This window comes from Terrabacter sp. R4-6 (genome assembly GCF_057529065.1).
Window position 1 is genome coordinate 1331865 of the sequence record NZ_CP197224.1, and the last position, 16068, is coordinate 1347932.

Annotated in this window: 17 protein-coding genes; 9 read left to right on the top strand and 8 right to left on the bottom strand. The window is 71.5% G+C overall.

Annotated features, from left to right (window positions below; translation table 11 throughout):
* Nucleotides 1-160 precede the first annotated feature (160 nt).
* Nucleotides 161-2542 (top strand): immune inhibitor A domain-containing protein, encoded by a 2382-nt coding sequence (locus ACSSS0_RS06285; protein ID WP_487230442.1) that lies wholly within the window; start codon nt 161-163, stop codon nt 2540-2542.
* A gap of 133 nt (nt 2543-2675) precedes the next feature.
* Here the strand turns inward: ACSSS0_RS06285 and gabT are convergent, their stop codons facing one another.
* From gabT to ACSSS0_RS06310, 5 genes are all read right to left on the bottom strand, one after another.
* A complete protein-coding gene (gene gabT / locus ACSSS0_RS06290) occupies nt 2676-4013 on the bottom strand; it encodes a 4-aminobutyrate--2-oxoglutarate transaminase (protein ID WP_435984815.1) in 1338 nt (445 codons plus the stop codon).
* Nucleotides 4014-4189: 176 nt separating this feature from the next.
* Complete coding sequence (locus tag ACSSS0_RS06295) at nt 4190-4771, bottom strand: dihydrofolate reductase family protein (protein ID WP_487230443.1); 582 nt, start codon at nt 4769-4771, stop codon at nt 4190-4192.
* A 67-nt stretch (nt 4772-4838) separates the two neighbouring features.
* Nucleotides 4839-5279 carry a VOC family protein gene (locus ACSSS0_RS06300; protein WP_487230444.1) on the bottom strand — a complete coding sequence of 147 codons (441 nt, stop codon included), beginning with the start codon at nt 5277-5279 and terminating at the stop codon, nt 4839-4841.
* Nucleotides 5280-5284: 5 nt separating this feature from the next.
* Entirely contained in the window at nt 5285-5800 is a 516-nt protein-coding gene (locus ACSSS0_RS06305) for an SRPBCC family protein (protein WP_487230445.1), read from the bottom strand.
* On the bottom strand, nt 5797-6186 hold the full coding sequence (locus ACSSS0_RS06310) for an ArsR/SmtB family transcription factor (protein ID WP_435984811.1): 390 nt from the start codon (nt 6184-6186) through the stop codon (nt 5797-5799). The genes ACSSS0_RS06305 and ACSSS0_RS06310 overlap by 4 nt, the downstream gene beginning before the upstream one ends.
* A 176-nt stretch (nt 6187-6362) precedes the next feature.
* Here ACSSS0_RS06310 and ACSSS0_RS06315 point away from each other — a divergent pair, with 176 nt between their 5' ends.
* Genes ACSSS0_RS06315 through ACSSS0_RS06330 form a run of 4 tightly spaced genes read left to right on the top strand, consistent with a single transcriptional unit; the run spans nt 6363 to nt 9481 of the window.
* Nucleotides 6363-6758 carry a TOBE domain-containing protein gene (locus tag ACSSS0_RS06315; protein ID WP_435984810.1) on the top strand — a complete coding sequence of 132 codons (396 nt, stop codon included), beginning with the start codon at nt 6363-6365 and terminating at the stop codon, nt 6756-6758.
* Nucleotides 6755-7588 carry a molybdate ABC transporter substrate-binding protein gene (gene modA / locus ACSSS0_RS06320; protein ID WP_487230446.1) on the top strand — a complete coding sequence of 278 codons (834 nt, stop codon included), beginning with the start codon at nt 6755-6757 and terminating at the stop codon, nt 7586-7588. Before ACSSS0_RS06315 ends, modA begins: the two co-directional genes overlap by 4 nt.
* Nucleotides 7589-7625: 37 nt before the next feature.
* Nucleotides 7626-8411: an ABC transporter permease gene (locus tag ACSSS0_RS06325; RefSeq protein WP_487230447.1), complete on the top strand. Its 786-nt coding sequence runs from the start codon at nt 7626-7628 to the stop codon at nt 8409-8411.
* Nucleotides 8408-9481: an ABC transporter ATP-binding protein gene (locus ACSSS0_RS06330; protein ID WP_487230448.1), complete on the top strand. Its 1074-nt coding sequence runs from the start codon at nt 8408-8410 to the stop codon at nt 9479-9481. Before ACSSS0_RS06325 ends, ACSSS0_RS06330 begins: the two co-directional genes overlap by 4 nt.
* A gap of 68 nt (nt 9482-9549) precedes the next feature.
* On the opposite strand, the gene ACSSS0_RS06335 is transcribed toward ACSSS0_RS06330, so the two are convergent.
* Both ACSSS0_RS06335 and ACSSS0_RS06340 read right to left on the bottom strand, forming a co-directional pair.
* Nucleotides 9550-10917: an MFS transporter gene (locus ACSSS0_RS06335; RefSeq protein ID WP_487230449.1), complete on the bottom strand. Its 1368-nt coding sequence runs from the start codon at nt 10915-10917 to the stop codon at nt 9550-9552.
* Between the two features lie 5 nt (nt 10918-10922).
* Nucleotides 10923-11819: a peptidoglycan DD-metalloendopeptidase family protein gene (locus ACSSS0_RS06340; protein WP_487230450.1), complete on the bottom strand. Its 897-nt coding sequence runs from the start codon at nt 11817-11819 to the stop codon at nt 10923-10925.
* Between the two features lie 137 nt (nt 11820-11956).
* On the opposite strand from ACSSS0_RS06340, the gene ACSSS0_RS06345 reads away from it, so the two are divergent.
* From ACSSS0_RS06345 to arfB, 3 genes are all read left to right on the top strand, one after another.
* Nucleotides 11957-13102, top strand: coding sequence for an acyl-CoA dehydrogenase family protein (locus tag ACSSS0_RS06345; RefSeq protein ID WP_487230451.1), 1146 nt, complete (start codon nt 11957-11959; stop codon nt 13100-13102).
* Between the two features lie 52 nt (nt 13103-13154).
* Nucleotides 13155-13931 (top strand): SDR family NAD(P)-dependent oxidoreductase, encoded by a 777-nt coding sequence (locus tag ACSSS0_RS06350; RefSeq protein WP_487230452.1) that lies wholly within the window; start codon nt 13155-13157, stop codon nt 13929-13931.
* Nucleotides 13932-14110: 179 nt separating this feature from the next.
* A complete protein-coding gene (gene arfB, locus ACSSS0_RS06355) occupies nt 14111-14566 on the top strand; it encodes an alternative ribosome rescue aminoacyl-tRNA hydrolase ArfB (protein ID WP_487230453.1) in 456 nt (151 codons plus the stop codon).
* A 61-nt stretch (nt 14567-14627) separates the two neighbouring features.
* On the opposite strand, the gene ACSSS0_RS06360 is transcribed toward arfB, so the two are convergent.
* A complete protein-coding gene (locus ACSSS0_RS06360; protein ID WP_435984801.1) occupies nt 14628-14954 on the bottom strand; it encodes a DUF952 domain-containing protein in 327 nt (108 codons plus the stop codon).
* 147 nt (nt 14955-15101) lie between these two features.
* Here ACSSS0_RS06360 and ACSSS0_RS06365 point away from each other — a divergent pair, with 147 nt between their 5' ends.
* The gene (locus tag ACSSS0_RS06365; protein WP_435984800.1) at nt 15102-15977 is read left to right on the top strand and encodes an alpha/beta fold hydrolase; all 876 of its coding nucleotides are present in this window, start codon (nt 15102-15104) and stop codon (nt 15975-15977) included.
* Nucleotides 15978-16068 lie beyond the last annotated feature (91 nt).

A 16068-nucleotide genomic window follows, 5' to 3' on the forward strand; every position in this document is an offset into this window, starting at 1 on the left:
CGGCCCCACCCTCTGGCGCGAAGCGGTCCGCACTGCCATTCTCCTTCTCGGGTTGCTCGGGGGAGTCCCAACCCGACACCACTGATGCGTGTGACCCGGACCGGGCCACACGCATCGCGCGGACCGGCGGCCGAGGACGGCTGCCAGTCGAGGAGGATCAGTGCGCAGGACGTCCAGGGGGCTCCTCAGCCTCGCTCTCGCTGCCGGCATGGGGGTCGCGCTCGGCGCGCCCATGGTCGGCGCCCAACCCGCCGTCGACCGGGTCGCGAACCAGCCGGCCGACGCAGCCGCCCAGAAGGGGTCGGACGAGCTCCCCAACCCGAAGGAGGACAAGCGCCGCGCTCTCAAGGAGACGGCGATCAAGCAGGTGCTCAACGGCACCGCCACGCCCGTGAAGAAGGGCAAGAGCACCGTCGTCAAGCTCAAGGGCGCGAGCAACGGTCAGGGCCCGACCGACGAGTACGTCGAGCTGAGCCGCGAGGGCACCGACAAGATCTTCGTGATCCTCGCCGAGTTCGGCAACGAGCGGAGCGCGAGCTACCCCGACCGGGACACGGACCCGCTGACCCCCGGTCCGACGACCTTCGACGGTCCGCTCCACAACGCGATCCCCGAGCCGGACCGCGCGGTCGACAACTCGACGAACTGGAACGCGGACTACAGCCGCGCGTACTTCCAGAACCTCTACTTCGGCAACGGCGGCACCATCGGCGCCGGCGGCGCCCAGGAGACCGTCAAGCAGTGGTACGAGCGCCAGAGCTCGGGCCGCTACAGCATCGACGGCGAGGTCTCCGACTGGGTCAAGGTGCGCTACAACGAGGCCCGCTACGGCCGCTCGAACGGCTACCCGTGCGCCGGCAACGTCTGCAACAACACGTGGGCCCTCGTCCGTGACGCGGTCAACCAGTGGGTCGCCGACCAGAAGGCCGCCGGCCGCACGCTCGACCAGATCAAGGCCGACCTCGCGCTCTACGACCAGTGGGACCGCTACGACGTCGACGGCGACGGCAACTTCAACGAGCCCGACGGCTTCATCGACCACTTCCAGATCGTCCACTCCGGCGGCGACCAGGCCGACGGCGACCCCTACCAGGGCGAGGACGCCATCTGGTCGCACCGCTGGTACGCCTCCACCGCGGGTGGTGGCCCCGGTGGGGCGACGGGCACCCCGATCGCCGACACCGGCATGTGGGTCGGTGACTACACGATCCAGCCCGAGAACGGCGGCATGTCCGTCTTCACGCACGAGTACGGCCACGACCTCGGTCTGCCCGACCTCTACGACTCCGCCACCGGCGCCGATAACGGCGTCAACTGGTGGTCGATGATGAGCCAGAGCCGCCAGGCCGGTCCGAACGACCAGTCCATCGGCTCGCGCGGCTCGGACTTCGGCGCCTGGGAGAAGCTCTTCCTCGGCTGGCTCGACTACCAGGTCGTGACGCCGACGGCCAAGGGCACCAAGGTCATGGTCGGACCGCACGAGTACAACACCGACAAGAAGCAGGCGGTCATCGTCCCGCTGCCCAAGAAGAACGTCGTCTCGCCCCTCGTCACCCCGAAGACGGGCTCGAAGGACTTCTACGGCGGTCGCGCCAACGCGACCGAGGCGACCCTGACCCGGTCGGTGGCCCTCGCCCCGGGCACGTCGACGCTGTCCTTCGCGACGAACTACGCGATCGAGGACTGCGGCTGCGACTACGGCTTCGTCGAGGTCAACGACGGCTCCGGCTGGACGGCCATCCCCGGCACCGACACCCGAGCCGCCGAGGGCAACGGCATCACCGGCTGGAGCGGCGGCGCCGAGGGCCAGATGGGCTGGAAGGACGCGTCCTTCGACCTGTCCGCCTACGCGGGCAAGACGGTGCAGCTGCGCTTCCGCTACCACACGGACCCGGCCTACACCGAGCTCGGCTGGTTCGTCGACGACGTCAAGGTCGTGAGCAACGGCGCGACCGTCGTCGACAGCGGGGCCGAGGGTGGCCTCGAGGGCTGGACGGCCAGCGGTTGGTCGTCGGTCGGGGCGAGCGTCTCCACGGCGTACGACAACTACTACATCGCCTCGTACCGCAACTACCTGTCGTTCGACTCGTACCTCAAGAGCGGGCCGTACAACTTCGGCTGGCTCAACACCAACGGCGACAAGGTGGAGCACTTCCCCTACCAGGACGGCCTGCTCGTCAGCTACTGGGACACCTCGCAGGCCGACAACAACACGGGCGCCCACCCCGGCGAGGGCCTGATCCTCCCGGTCGACGCCAACCCCGAGCCGCGCCTGCTGTCCGACGGGACGCTCCTGCGGGCGCGCATCGCCGGCTACGACGCGCCGTTCTCGACGCAGCAGTCGGACTCGTTCACGTTCCACAAGAACGGGGTGGCCTTCCCGGTCGCCGGTGCTGCGGCCAAGCCGGTCTTCAACGACTCCAAGCAGTTCTGGTACCCGGCGACGCAGTACACCGGCGTCAAGGTCCCGAACAACGGCGTCAACATCGGCATCGAGAACCAGTTCGGCACCTCGATGCAGGTCAAGGTGTGGCTCCGCTGACGCGGATCCCCTTGTGACGCAGTGAGGCCCGCCCCCGACGGGGGCGGGCCTCACTGTCGTCGAGGGGGTATGCCGTCCGCTTCGGTTGCGCTGGAAGGCAGCCGGACGGCATACGTCCTCGGGTCGGTGCGCCTCAGACGGACGCGGCGAACGCCTTCTCGAAGATGTCGAGCCCCTCGGAGAGCAGCTCGTCGCTGGCGGCGAGTGGCGGGAGGAAGCGGAAGACGTTGCCGTAGGTGCCGCACGTCAGGGTCACGAGGCCCTCGGCGTGGCAGGCCTTGTTGACGGCGCCGGTCAGCGCGGCGTTGGGCGTGAGGTCGCCGGGACCGTTGACGAGCTCGACGGCGAGCATGGCGCCGCGGCCGCGGATGTCGCCGATCTGGGGGTAGGTCGAGGCGAGCGCCTGCAGGCGCGGGACGAAGAGGGCCTCGACCTGCTTGGCGCGGCCGCAGAGGTCCTCCTCCTTCATCGTCTCGATGGCGCCGAGCGCGGACGCGCACGCGACGGGGTTGCCGCCGTAGGTGCCACCGAGGCCGCCCCCGTGGATCGAGTCCATGACGTCGGCACGGCCGGTGACGCCGGCGAGCGGGAGCCCGCCGGCCATGCCCTTGGCCGTCGTGATGAGGTCGGGCACGACGCCCTCGTGCTCGCTCGCGAACCAGTCACCGGTGCGGCAGAAGCCGGTCTGCACCTCGTCGGCGATGAAGAGGATGCCGTTGTCGGCGCACCAGTCGGCGACCTGCTTGACGAATCCCGGTGCGGGGACGATGAATCCGCCCTCGCCCTGGATCGGCTCGAGGATGACGGCGGCGAGGTTGTCCTCCCCCACCTGCGCGTGCACCTGCGTGACGAAGGCGTCGAAGGACTCCTTGGCGCAGTCGGCGGCGCCACCGGGCCAGCGGTAGGGGTAGCTCATCGGCGCGCGGTAGACCTCGCCGGCGAAGGGCCCGAACTTGTGCTTGTAGGGCATGTTCTTCGCCGTGAGCGCCATCGTCAGGTTGGTGCGCCCGTGGTAGGCGTGGTCGAAGGCGACCACGGCGTTGCGGCCGGTGAAGTGGCGCGCGACCTTGACGGCGTTCTCGACGGCCTCGGCGCCGGAGTTGAAGAGCGCGGTGCGCTTGTCGTGGTCGCCCGGCGTCAGGTCGTTGAGGGCCTCGGCGACCTCGAGGTACTCCTCGTAGGGGGTCACCATGAAGCACGTGTGGGTGAAGTCCTGCACCTGCGCGGTGACGCGGTCGACGACGCGCGGGGCGGCGTTGCCGACGGTCGTCACGGCGATGCCCGAGCCGAAGTCGATGAGCTGGTTGCCGTCGACGTCGACGAGGATGCCCCCGCCGGCGCGCTCGACGTAGACGGGCAGGCCGGTGGAGACGCCGGCCGACACGGCGGCCGTCTTGCGGGCCTGGAGCGCAGTCGACTTCGGGCCGGGGATCGCGGTCTGCAGGAGCCGCTGCTGGGGGACGTTGCTCATGCGAGCCAGTATGCCGTCCGCCGACCTCCCAGCGGAACCCGGGCGAGAGGCCGCCCGCCTTCGCATTCCGCACCCGATCGCCGCGTTCGGTTGCGAACTCACCGGCAGAACACTGAGTTCGCGACCGAACGCGTCGTTCGGCGTGGAGCGGTGATGAGACGGTCCGGCGGCGTCGGTCAGGCGACGGGGCGGACGACCCGGTAGCGCAGGTGCACGGTCTCCGGGGTGCCGACCGCCTCGAGCAGCTCGAGCTGGACGTGCCCGACGTCGAGGCCCGCGAACATCGCGGTGCCACTGCCGAAGAGGGCCGGGGCGACGTGCAGCGAGATCTCGTCGACGAGTCCGGCAGCGAGGCACTGCCGTCCGAGGTCGGCGCCGCCCATGACGGTCACGGTGCGGCCGTCGGCCACCGCGCGGGCCTGGTCGAGCGCGGACTCCACCCCGTCGGTGACGAAGGTGTACACGCCACCCTCCGGGACGGTGGCCTCGTCCGGCGCCTCGTGGGTGACGACGAAGACGGGGCGCCGGGCACTGCCCGACGGGCCGTCGGCGCCCCAGCCCGGGATCGAGTGGTCGTAGGTCGTGCGACCTGCCACGACGGCGCCGAGCCCGGCGACGGCGCGCTCGAGGTAGTCGCGGTCGACGAGCCAGTCGTGCAGCTGCATGCCGCCCGGCCCGAGCGGCTCCTCGGCGGTCTGGGGCGCGGCGGTGACGAAACCGTCGAGCGAGAGGCTGATGTCGAAGACGGTCCTGCTCATGGTTCCTCCTGGACCGCGTGACCACCGGCCGGCGGCACACCCTGTCGTCGTGCCGTCGGCCGGGGGGTCAGAGCTCGACGCCCTCGCCGAACCGGCCGCGGGCCTCGTGTGGGATGAGGGGCTTCTCGGCCCGGACCTTGAGCTGCTGGACGGCCCACGAGTTGCCGTCGGGGTCGGAGAAGCCGAAGAACGTGCCGCCGTCGCGGGGGTCGATGACCTGAACCTCGGAGCACTCGACGCCTCGGCCGACGAGCTCGGCCCGGGCCGCCTCGGCGTCCGCGACGACGAGCTGTATGCCGTGGAGCGAGCCGGGCGCCATGGCCATCTGCGACGGGAGGTCGCCGACGACGATCGAGCACCCGGAGCCGCGCGGCGTCAGCTGCGCGACGTGCATGTGCTCGTTCTGCGTGTCGTGGTCGAGGTCGAAGCCGACCTGGTCACGGTAGAAGGCGATCGCGGCCCCGAGGTCGCTGACGGGGACGATGACGACCTCGAGCGTCCAGTCCACGGCGCTCAGCCCTGGGCGCCGGCGGACGAGGATGCCGAAACGGCCTGAGCGCTGCCGGCGACGAGCTCGTCGAGCCGCTCGTAGCCCTGGGCCATGCCCTGCTCCATGCCGCTCTCGACCATCATGTCGCGCCCCTCGACCGTGCGGCCGACGCTGCGGCCCTCGAGCCGGCAGCGGCCGTCGCCGAGGTCGACGAAGTGCATGAACTCGATGGCGACCTCGTCGGGAGCGCCCTCGAACTCGAAGGTCTGGATGGCGAGATCGTTGTCGCGCACGGTGTGGAACGTGCCGTGGAAGGCATAGACGGTGTCGCCGTCGCGGTGGGTGTAGCGGTAGCCGCCACCGGACGTGAAGTCCCAGCGCTCGATCTGCATCTCGTAGCCTCGCGGGCCGAGCCACTGGCGGACGAGCTCGGGGTCGCGGTGGGCGTTGAACACGGCCTCGACGGGGGCGTCGAACTCGCGCGTGAAGTCGATCCACGGCACGCCGGCGGGGATGTCGAGGTTCAGTGGGTTGGTCATGGCTGCTGCTCCTTGTCGGTGTTCGGTGTGGGTACTGCTGGTGCTGCGGGTGAGGTGGTGCGTTCGAGGACGGCGTCGAGCGACCGGAAGCGCTGCTCGGCGGCGAGCCGGTAGCGGTCGATCCAGGCCGTCATCGCCTCGAGCCGGGCGGCCTCGAGGTGGACCGGGCGGCGCTGGGCGTCGCGGGTCCGGCTCACGAGACCGGCCAGCTCGAGCACCTGGATGTGCTTGCTGACGGCCTGCTTGCTGATCTCGAACGGTTCGGCGAGCTCGTTGACGGTCGCGGCGCCCCGGCTGAGGCGGGCGATGATGGCGCGCCGGACGGGGTCGGCCAGGGCCGCGAAGGCGCGGTCGAGGTCGGCGTCCGAGACGGGCGAGAGAATCATGGTCAACTAACTCCTTGATCAACTGATGAGTTGATTAAAGACCTCCTCCTCCCCGCCCGTCAACCCCCCGCCGCCTGCGAGCCCGGCGACCCAGCCACCGGGCGCGATGCATCCAGGAGCGCATGCGGCATACGCACGCTCGTCGGCTCCGCACCTGCGGGTGTAAGGTCGCGCTTATGCCGCACCTGCGTATCACCGAGGCAGCCGCCCTCCTCGGCGTCTCCGACGACACCGTCCGGCGGATGGTCGACTCCGGCCGCCTCGACGGGTCGACCGACGACGCCGGCCGTCGCACCGTCGACGGCGCCCAGCTCGCAGCCGTGGCCCAGGAGCTCGCGCATCCGGCTGCGGTCGGCGCCATCGGGGGTGCGTCCGCCCGCAACCGGATGCGCGGCATCGTCACCGCGATCACCAAGGACACCGTCATGGCCAAGGTCGAGCTGCAGTGCGGGCCCTTCCGCATCGTCTCGCTGCTCTCGAGCGAGTCCGTCGACGACCTCGCCCTCGAGGTCGGTTCCGTCGCCGTCGCCAGCGTCAAGTCGACCCACGTCGTCGTGGAGGTCCCCGCATGAGCACGCCTCGCCCGCTCAGCCGGGCCCCTCGCCGCGCTCTCGCGCCCATTGCTTCCGCCCTCGCCGCCACCGCCGTCACCCTGCTGCTCGCCGGCTGCGGCAGCTCCACCCCGTCCGCCGCCGACGGCACCGGACAGCCGGGGAGGTCCGGTGCGTCGGCGGCCTCCCTCGAGGGCACGGTCACGGTCCTCGCCGCCGCGTCGCTCACCGAGTCCTTCGACCAGGTGAAGAAGGACTTCGAGGCGGCCCACCCCGGAGTCACGGTCGAGACCTCCTACGGCTCCAGCGCGACGCTCGTGCAGCAGGTCGACAACGGGGCGCCCGCCTCGGTCGTCGCCCTCGCCGGCACGGCGGCTGCCGAGCCGCTCGACCGGGCCATGGTCAAGGACACGCAGACCTTCGCGACCAACGTCCTCGAGATCGCCGTGCCGCCGAGCAACCCCGGCGCGGTCACGTCGATCGACGACCTCGCGAAGCCGAGCGTCAAGGTCGTGCTCTGCGCCGACAGCGTCCCGTGCGGCAAGGCGGCTCAGGCCACCTTCGCGAAGGCCCGCGTCGTGCCCAACGTCGTGAGCAAGGAGGTCGACGTCAAGGCGACCCTCTCCAAGGTCAGGCTCGCCGAGGCCGACGCCGCCGTCGTCTACCACTCCGACGTCGTCGCGGCGAAGGACGCCGTCACGGGCGTCGAGATCCCCGCGCAGCTCAACACGAGCCTGTCCTACCCCGTCATCAGGCTCTCCGACGACGCGGCCACGAAGGCGTTCGTCGCCTACCTGCTGAGCGCCGAGGGGCTGGCGACCCTGCAGTCCTTCGGGTTCGGTGCGCCCTGAGCGGCGGGCCGCCCGGCCACCGGCAGGGTGACGTGACATGAGGCATGCCGCCCGATGGCGCTCGCGGGTCACGCTCGGCGTCCCCGCGGCGCTCGCGCTGCTGCTGCTCGTCGTGCCGCTCGTCGCGCTGCTGCTGCGGGCCGACTGGGCGCGCATCCCGTCCGACCTCGCGACCCCCACCGTCCTGCCGGCCCTTCGGCTCTCGCTGACGACGACGTCGGTCACGGCCCTGCTGTGCCTGCTGCTCGGCACTCCCCTCGCCTGGTTCCTCGCCCGCTCCGACCGCCGGGCCACGAGCTGGGTGCGGGCGCTGCTCACCGTGCCCCTCGTGCTGCCGCCGGTCGTCGGTGGTGTCGCCCTGCTCATGACGTGGGGCCGCAACGGGCTCATCGGCCAGTACCTCACGCCGTTCGGCATCCAGATCCCCTTCACGACGGTGGCCGTCGTGCTCGCCGAGACCTTCGTCGCCATGCCGTACTACGTCCTCGCCGTCGAGGGCGCGATGCGCGGGCTCGACCCCCGGCTCGAGTCGGTGGCCCGAACGCTCGGGGCGAGCGACCTGCGCTACCTGCGCACCGTCGGGATCCCCCTCGTGCTGCCCGGCATCGCGAGCGGCCTTGCCCTCGCGTGGGCGCGCGCGCTCGGTGAGTTCGGCGCGACGATCACCTTCGCCGGCAACTTCCAGGGTCGCACCCAGACGCTGCCGCTCCTCGTCTACGTCGAGCTCGAGCGCGACCCGCAGGTCGCGATCTCGATCAGCATCATGCTGCTCGCGGTGAGCGTGCTCGTGCTCGGCGTGCTGCGCGGGCGGTGGCTCCGATGAGCGCTCCGAGCCGCGCCGGCGCCGGGCTCGACGCGCGGATCCGCCTGTCCCGCGGTGAGATCGAGGTGGACGTGGCCCTGACAGCCGAGCCCGGCCAGGTCATCGGCGTCCTCGGCCCGAACGGCGGCGGCAAGACGACCACCGTCCTCGCGCTCGCCGGCGTGCTGCCCCTCGCCGAGGGCCACGTCCGCGTCGGAGGCCAGGTGTGGGACGACGGTCGGCGCCGCCTCCAGCCGGAGCAGCGTGCCGTCGGGCTCATGCTCGCCGACAGCCTGCTCTTCCCCCACCTGCGCGCCCTCGACAACGTCGCCTACGGCCCGCGCAGCCGCGGCATCGGGCGACACGAGGCGCGAGACCGCGCGCGCACCGAGCTCGCCCGCGTCGGACTCTCCGACCGAGCCGCCTCGCGCCCCCGTGAGCTCTCGTCGGGACAGCAGGCGCGCGTGGCCCTCGCCCGCGCCCTGGCCACCGACCCGGCGCTCCTCCTCCTCGACGAGCCGCTCGCGGCGCTCGATCCCGACACGCGCGCACGGACACGGAGCGACCTCGCAGCCCGCCTGACGGCATACGACGGCGTGACGGTGCTCGTCACCCACGACTCGCTCGACGCGCTGACCCTCGCCGACCACCTCGTCTTCGTCGAGGACGGACGGGTGACCCAGGCGGGCACGCCCGCCGAGGTGCTGAGCGAGCCACGCAGCCCCTACGTCGCCACCGTCGTCGGGCTCAACCTCTATGCCGCACAAGGCGACTCGCACGGGCACGTCCACACCGCCGACGGCGGGCTCATCGTCACGACGAGCCCGACCGAGGGGTCGGTGTGGGCGACGGTCCCGCCGAGCGCGGTGTCGCTGCACCGGCACGAGCCGGAGGGGTCACCCCGCAACGCGTGGCGGCTGCGCATCGCGTCCGTGACGATGCAGGGCCAGTCGGCCCGCGTCGGTCTCGTCGGCGACGTGCCGCTCACGGCCGAGGTGACGCTCGAGTCGGTCACGGCGCTCGGGCTCCAGGTCGGTCAGGACGTGTGGGCGGCCGTCAAGGCCACCGAGGTGCGCACCTACCCCCGCTGAGCCTCCGCCCCTCCCCGGCCCCTCCCACTCGAGGGAGCGCCCCGCCCCACGTCCATGTGACGGGGCGCTCACTCGATGGTGACGGGGCGCTCACTCGACGTGGTGGAGTGGCGGACGCGGAGGAAGGCCAGGACGGAGGGCAGCTGCACCGCCGCGGAGACGAGCAGAGCCAGCGGAATCGACGTCCGGGTCGCGAGCGCCCCGAGCGGCGGCCCACCCGCGACCTGGCCGATCGCGTTGGCCTGGCTGTTCATCGACAGCACCGTCGCTCGCGAGGACGACTCGAGGTTCCGGTTGAGCCACGTCGCCTGGATCGGAGCGCTGAAGGCGCTGCTCGCGTTGTGGAGCCACAGGGCCGCGAGGACGAGCCAGAGGTTGCCGAGCAGGGCGACCCCGACGACGGCGAGCACCTGGGCCGCGGCAGCGAGCGCCACCGGCAGACCGGGGTTCTCGTCGACGACCCGAGCCGGCAGCCAGCGGCTGCTCGCCCCGGACGCGATGAGGGAGATGACCGACCCGACGAGGGCGAATGCCGTGAACGCCACGGCCGGGTCGCCGCCGAGGAACGACGGCATCGCGAAGGTGTCGAGCACCCGCACCTGCCAGAGCCGGTCGAAGACCTCGCTCGAGAGCCCGACGAGCACGCTGACGAGGAGGAAGACGCGCACGACCTGCCGCCCGCGAGCGACGCGCAGCCCGGCGACGAACTGGTCCTTGAGGTGCCCGAACGTCTCGCGGTCGCCGCGCGGTGTCGGGTGGAAGTGCCGTTCCGGCATCGTCACCGCCAGGCCGGCGGCCAGGAGCACGAGGGTCACGCCGGCCACGACGATCGGCACCCGGAGGGCGATGAGGCCGAGCCCTCCGGCGGCCAGCGTGCCGAGGAAGCCGAAGGCGAGGTCGAGCTGCGTCTCCCGGGTGAAGACCCGCGCGACGTGCTCCTCCCCCACCTCGTCGGTGATCCAGGCCTGCAGCGCACCGGACGTGAAGGTGTAGCCGATGCCCCAGATGACGTTGCCGACGAGCGCGGCGGCGAAGGTCGCGACGACTCCCTCGACGGCGAAGCCGACCCCGACGAGGAAGAAGCCGACGATGACCGAGACGCGACGGCTGTGCAGGTCGGCGACGATCCCGGTCGGCACCTCGAAGACGAAGCACGTCGCCTCGAGCACCGTGCCGACGAGGACCATCTGGAAGGGGTCGAGGCCGACGACGCGGTACTGGAAGACGAGGTTGAGGGTGAAGCACGCGGCATACGCGAAGGCCGCGACGGCGGTCAGCACGTAGAAGGTGGACGTCGCGTCCGCCTCGCGCGGCGGACGCCGCGGGAGCGTGAGCACGCTCCGACGGTAGGGCTCGCGGAGTGCCGGCGTCGCGGGGTTTCCGAGGGCGTATGCCGTCCGGCCGGCCGGCCGGACGGCATACGTCGGTCTCGACACCCGGCTCAGGGAAGAGCGAGGAAGGCGTTGCGCAGGAGCGGCTGGTCGTTGACGAAGCCGTAGCCGGTGCAGGCCGCGCCGGTGCACGAGACGCGCGAGTCGACGCCGACCCGCATGTCGATGTGAAGGTGGGAGTCCGTGCAGAGGGCGTGGTACTTCATGCCGACGTAGCCGAGACGCTGGCCCTTGGTCACCGACTGACCGACCGAGACGACCGGCGCTGGGCTGTCGTCCATGTGGGCGAAGTACCAGAGCCGCCCGAAGCCGTCCCTGACGGTGACGGTGCTGCCGACGCTGTCACAGCCCGTGCTGCCGGCGCGGAGGGTCTTCGTCATGACCGTGCCGGCCACGGGCGAGAGGACCGAGGTGCCGGTCGCGGCGAAGATGTCGGAGGCGTTGTAGTCGTGGTGGCAGTTGACCTTGCTGTCCCAGCACCAGTGCGGCGTGCGGTTCGTGATGTCGGCCTGGTTGACGGCGAGCGGGAAGCGCAGCGAGGCGTCACCGATGATCTGCGAGGCGTTGTCGTTCTTGACGTTGGCGTCGAGGTCGACCTGGGCGCCGTTGGGCACCTCGTCGTAGACGCCACCGAAGTCACTGTTGTAGAAGACGAACACGGACGTGCCGGTGCGGTTCCAGACGGAGGCGGTGTTGTTCTTGACGCACTGGCCCTGGCCCGAACCGCTGCTCACGAACTCGATGCACCCCGAGCCGGTGCCGTAGTCGCGCTGGGAGTTGACGAGGTCGACGCGCGACCCGGCGTTGCCGCTGTTGTAGTAGAGGCAGAACTCGCCGGACTCGCACACCCCGTTGCGGGCCGTGGCGCCGGCGGTCGGCGCGGTGCCGACGAGAGCGGCTGCGACGCCGAGCACGGCGACCAGCCCTACGACAAGTCTCCTGAACATCTCGTGTCCTTCCCGAGCGGTGTGGTGGTGGCCTGTGCTGCCCACTGAACCGACGTCGCCTAACACGCGCCTAACCCACGCCCGCGGGGCTCGTCTCACACTTTGGACGAAATGCTCGGACGTCCTAGTATCGAGCCATGCCAGCGACGAGGCTGATGCCGACCGACGAAGCCGCCGACCTGATCGAGCTGACGCGAGAGATCTGCCGCAAGGACCTCGCGCCGAAGGTCGACGACGCCGAACGCGCCCGCACCTTCCCCGAGGAGACCTTCCGCACCCTGGGTCGGGCGGGCCTGCTGTCGCTGCCCTACCCCGAGGAGTTCGGTGGGGCCGACCAGCCCTACGAGGTCTACCTCCAGGTCGTCGAGGAGATCGCGTCCGCCTGGATGAGCGTGGCGGTCGGGGTCAGCGTCCACGGCCTCACGGCATACCCCGTGGCGACGTTCGGCACCCGCGAGCAGCAGGAGGCCCTGCTGCCCGAGATGCTCTCGGGCGAGCAGCTCGGCGCCTACTGCCTCTCCGAGCCGCTCGCCGGCTCCGACATCGCCTCGATGACGACGCGGGCCACCCGCATCGACGAGGGCTGGTCGCTCAAGGGCACCAAGGCGTGGATCTCGCACGCCGGCCACGCCGACTACTACACGACCTTCGCGCGCACGTCCGACGACGGCGGCAAGGGCCTGTCGACCTTCATCGTCCCCGGTGACGCCGCCGGCCTCACGTTCGCCGAGCCCGAGCGCAAGATGGGTCTGCACTGCGACCCCGTCGCGCAGGTCATGTTCGACGGCGTGCCCGTCGACGGCGCCCGCCTCATCGGCCGCGAGGGCGACGGCATGAAGATGGCGCTGTCTGCCCTCGACGCCGGCCGCCTCGGCATCGCCGCCGCCGCCACCGGTCTGGCCCAGGCGGCCCTCGACGCCGCCGCCGACTACGCGACCGAGCGGCAGCAGTTCGGACGGCGCATCGCCGACTTCCAGGGCCTCGCCTTTCTCATCGCCGACATGGAGGCCGCCGTCACCTCGGCGCGCGCCACCTACCTGCACGCGGCCCGGCTCAAGGACGCCGGCCGCGGCTTCGGCAAGGAGGCCGCCGTCGCCAAGCTCGTCGCGACCGACGCCGCTATGAAGGTGACCACCGACGCCGTGCAGGTGCTCGGCGGGGCCGGCTACACCGAGGACTTTCCCCTGGAGCGCTACATGCGTGAGGCGAAGGTGACCCAGATCTTCGAGGGCACCAACCAGATCCAGCGCCTCGTCATCTCGCGCCAGCTCCTCGCCCGCTGACGCCGGCCTCTCGCCTGATCCCGCTGACCCACCGACGCCCGAAAGGCTTGTCATGCAGCTGAACTCGTCCACCGTCGCCGTCGTCACCGGTGGCGGCTCCGGCCTCGGGGGCGCCACGGCGCGCCGTCTCGTCGCCGACGGCGCCACCGTCGTCATCATCGACCTCGACGGATCGACCGCTCCGGCCCTCGTCGACGAGCTCAACGCGCAGCGTGAGGGCAGCGCCGTCTTCGTCGCGGCCGACGTGCGCGACGAGGCCCAGGTGCAGGCCGCGATCGACCGGGCCACCGAGCTCGGTGAGCTGCGCATCGCCGTCAACTGCGCCGGTGTCGCCACCCCCGGTCGGGTCATCGGCCGCGGCGGCCCGCTCTCGCTCGAGACGTTCAAGACGGTCATCGACATCAACCTCGTCGGCTCGTTCAACGTCCTGCGCCTCGCAGCAGCCGCGATGCTCGGCAACGACCCCGTCGACGGCGACCGCGGCGTCATCGTCAACACGGCGAGCATCGCCGCCTTCGACGGCCAGATCGGCCAGGCCGCCTACGCCGCGAGCAAGGGCGGCATCGTCGGGCTCACGCTGTCGGCGGCTCGCGACCTCGCGGACAAGGCGATCCGTGTCATGACGGTCGCGCCAGGCACCTTCGAGACGCCGATGCTGGCCGGCCTCCCGGGCGAGGTCAAGGAGGTCCTCGAGAAGCAGGTGCCGCACCCGTCGCGCCTCGGCCGCCCCGAGGAGTACGCCAACCTCGTGCGCCACATCGTCGACAACCCGATGCTCAACGGCGAGGTCATCCGCCTCGACGGCGCCCTGCGCATGCCGCCCCGCTGAGTCACCGACGCCGCTCGACCGGATGCCGTCCCCCGCGTCACGGAGGGACGGCATCCGGCGTTCCCGCCGCCGTGCGGAAGTGACCACTCGACAGTTCATGGGTCAGCCCCCACCCGTCGAGTGGTCGCTTCCGTGCGCGACATGGCCGCGCACCCTCTGTGCGCGGGCAGAATGGTGGAGTGAACGAGCCAGGCGGTGACCTCGTGATCGCGGCCGGTCCCGGCCTGCGGCGCGGACTCGTCATCCCCGCGGCCGAGCTCGTCGAGCGCTTCAGCCGGTCGTCCGGCCCCGGCGGTCAGGGCGTCAACACGACGGACAGCCGGGTCGAGCTCGTCTTCGACCCGGGGTCCTCGACCGCCCTGACACCGGCCCAGCGCGAGCGCCTGGTCGCCGCCCTCGGCGGTCGTCTCGTCGCCGGCCGGGTCACGATCGTGGCGTCCGAGCAGCGGTCCCAACTGCGCAACCGGGCCGCCGCCCGCGAGCGGCTCGTCGACCTGCTGCGCGAGGGGCTCGCTCCCCCGCCGCCGGCCCGCCGAGCGACGAAGCCGACGCGGGGCTCGCAGCGCCGACGGATCGAGGGCAAGAAGCGCCGGTCGCAGGTCAAGTCGGGTCGGGGCCGCGTTCAGCCCGAGTGAGGCCGGCGGCCGCGCATGACCCTCGACCGTCGAGGAGCGGCCGGGCCCGGCCTCTCGACGGTCAGGCGTGGGGTGGAGCGAGGATCGTCGTGTCGACGACGGCGTCCACCTCGATGGGGCCGTAGACGTGCGGGAACAGCTCACCCGTCGCCGGGTCGCCGACCTCGTGGACGACGCGCGAGGACAGCCTCGACTCGTCGACGTGGAGCAGCACGAGCGGCTCGGTGACGTCGGCGTAGAAGCGCGACCGCACGACCGGCCACTGCTGCTCCGACGAGGCGTGGACGAAGCCCTCCTCGGCGAGCGAGCGGCCGCGCGTCGAGCGTACGTAGCGGCCGTCCCTCAGTGCCTGCTGCCAGTGGGCCTGCTCGGCGAGGTGGTAGATCATGCCGCGCGACGCTACCAAGGAAGCCTCGGGGCGGTGACGTGTATCTCAGCGAGCACCCACCGCCCCTGAGGAGAGAGAGGCTGGTGGTGTGGATCGCGGTCGACCGCAGTCCCCGGCCGCACGCACCTGCTGGGAGGACGGCGCAGCATGACCAGGACGCAGGAACCGCGCGACGAGGCCGAGCTGAGGTTCCCGCCGAGCGTGGCGAACCTCGGCGGTCACGACCTCTCCTACGTCGACACCGGCCACGGTTCCGCCATCCTCTTCATCCACGGCCTGCTCGGCTCGCACGAGAACTGGACCCACCTCGTCGACCGGCTCGACACCGAGCACCGGGTCGTCATCCCCGACCTCTTCGGGCACGGCGCCTCCGCCAAGCCCGTCGGCGACTACTCGCTCGGCTCCCACGCCGCCATCCTGCGTGACCTCATCGACCGTCTCGGCATCGAGAAGGTGACGCTCGTCGGCCACTCCCTCGGCGGCGGCATCGCCATGCAGTTCTGCTACCTCTTCCCGGAGCGTGTCGAGGCTCTCGTGCTCGTCTCCAGCGGTGGCCTCGGGCGCTCCGTCAGCCCGCTGCTGCGCTCGGCCACCCTCCCCGGGGCCGAGCTCGTGCTGCCGGTCATCGCCTCGGCCTGGGTGCGCGAACGCGTCGAGACCGTCGGTCGGGCCGTCCGCGGCCTGGGCTGGCGACCGAGTGCCGACGTCTCCGCCGCGTGGAAGGGCTTCACGTCCCTCTCGGACGCCGAGAGCCGTCGGGCCTTCCTCGCCACGACCCGCGGCGTCATCGACCCCGGCGGCCAGACGGTCAACGCGCACGGGCAGCTGACGACCGCCGACCACATCCGCACGCTCGTCATCTGGGGCACGCGGGACCGGATGATCCCCGTCGGCCACGCCGAGAGGGCGCCCGAGATCTTCCCGGGCGCCGAGGTCGTGCTCTTCGAGGGCGCCGGCCACTTCCCGCACCTCGAGCAGCCGGACCGCTTCGCGAGCGTCCTCGAGCGGTTCATCCACGGCTGACGCCGACGCCGGCGCCCGGCACCGGAATGCCGTGTGGTCCCGCTGCAGCCCCGTGCCGTTCTCGGGGAAGATCGTGCCGGACGACAACCTG

Bases quoted from the DNA above. Each gene is read 5' to 3' on its own strand.
- ACSSS0_RS06350 (WP_487230452.1), top strand. From the start codon at position 13,155: ATGCAGCTGAACTCGTCCACCGTCGCCGTCGTCACCGGTGGCGGCTCC.
- ACSSS0_RS06295 (WP_487230443.1), bottom strand. From the start codon at position 4,771: ATGAGCAGGACCGTCTTCGACATCAGCCTCTCGCTCGACGGTTTCGTC.
- ACSSS0_RS06365 (WP_435984800.1), top strand. From the start codon at position 15,102: ATGACCAGGACGCAGGAACCGCGCGACGAGGCCGAGCTGAGGTTCCCG.
- ACSSS0_RS06315 (WP_435984810.1), top strand. From the start codon at position 6,363: ATGCCGCACCTGCGTATCACCGAGGCAGCCGCCCTCCTCGGCGTCTCC.
- ACSSS0_RS06340 (WP_487230450.1), bottom strand. From the start codon at position 11,819: ATGTTCAGGAGACTTGTCGTAGGGCTGGTCGCCGTGCTCGGCGTCGCA.
- modA (WP_487230446.1), top strand. From the start codon at position 6,755: ATGAGCACGCCTCGCCCGCTCAGCCGGGCCCCTCGCCGCGCTCTCGCG.
- ACSSS0_RS06310 (WP_435984811.1), bottom strand. From the start codon at position 6,186: ATGATTCTCTCGCCCGTCTCGGACGCCGACCTCGACCGCGCCTTCGCG.
- ACSSS0_RS06305 (WP_487230445.1), bottom strand. From the start codon at position 5,800: ATGACCAACCCACTGAACCTCGACATCCCCGCCGGCGTGCCGTGGATC.
- ACSSS0_RS06325 (WP_487230447.1), top strand. From the start codon at position 7,626: ATGAGGCATGCCGCCCGATGGCGCTCGCGGGTCACGCTCGGCGTCCCC.
- ACSSS0_RS06330 (WP_487230448.1), top strand. From the start codon at position 8,408: ATGAGCGCTCCGAGCCGCGCCGGCGCCGGGCTCGACGCGCGGATCCGC.
- ACSSS0_RS06345 (WP_487230451.1), top strand. From the start codon at position 11,957: ATGCCAGCGACGAGGCTGATGCCGACCGACGAAGCCGCCGACCTGATC.
- ACSSS0_RS06360 (WP_435984801.1), bottom strand. From the start codon at position 14,954: ATGATCTACCACCTCGCCGAGCAGGCCCACTGGCAGCAGGCACTGAGG.
- gabT (WP_435984815.1), bottom strand. From the start codon at position 4,013: ATGAGCAACGTCCCCCAGCAGCGGCTCCTGCAGACCGCGATCCCCGGC.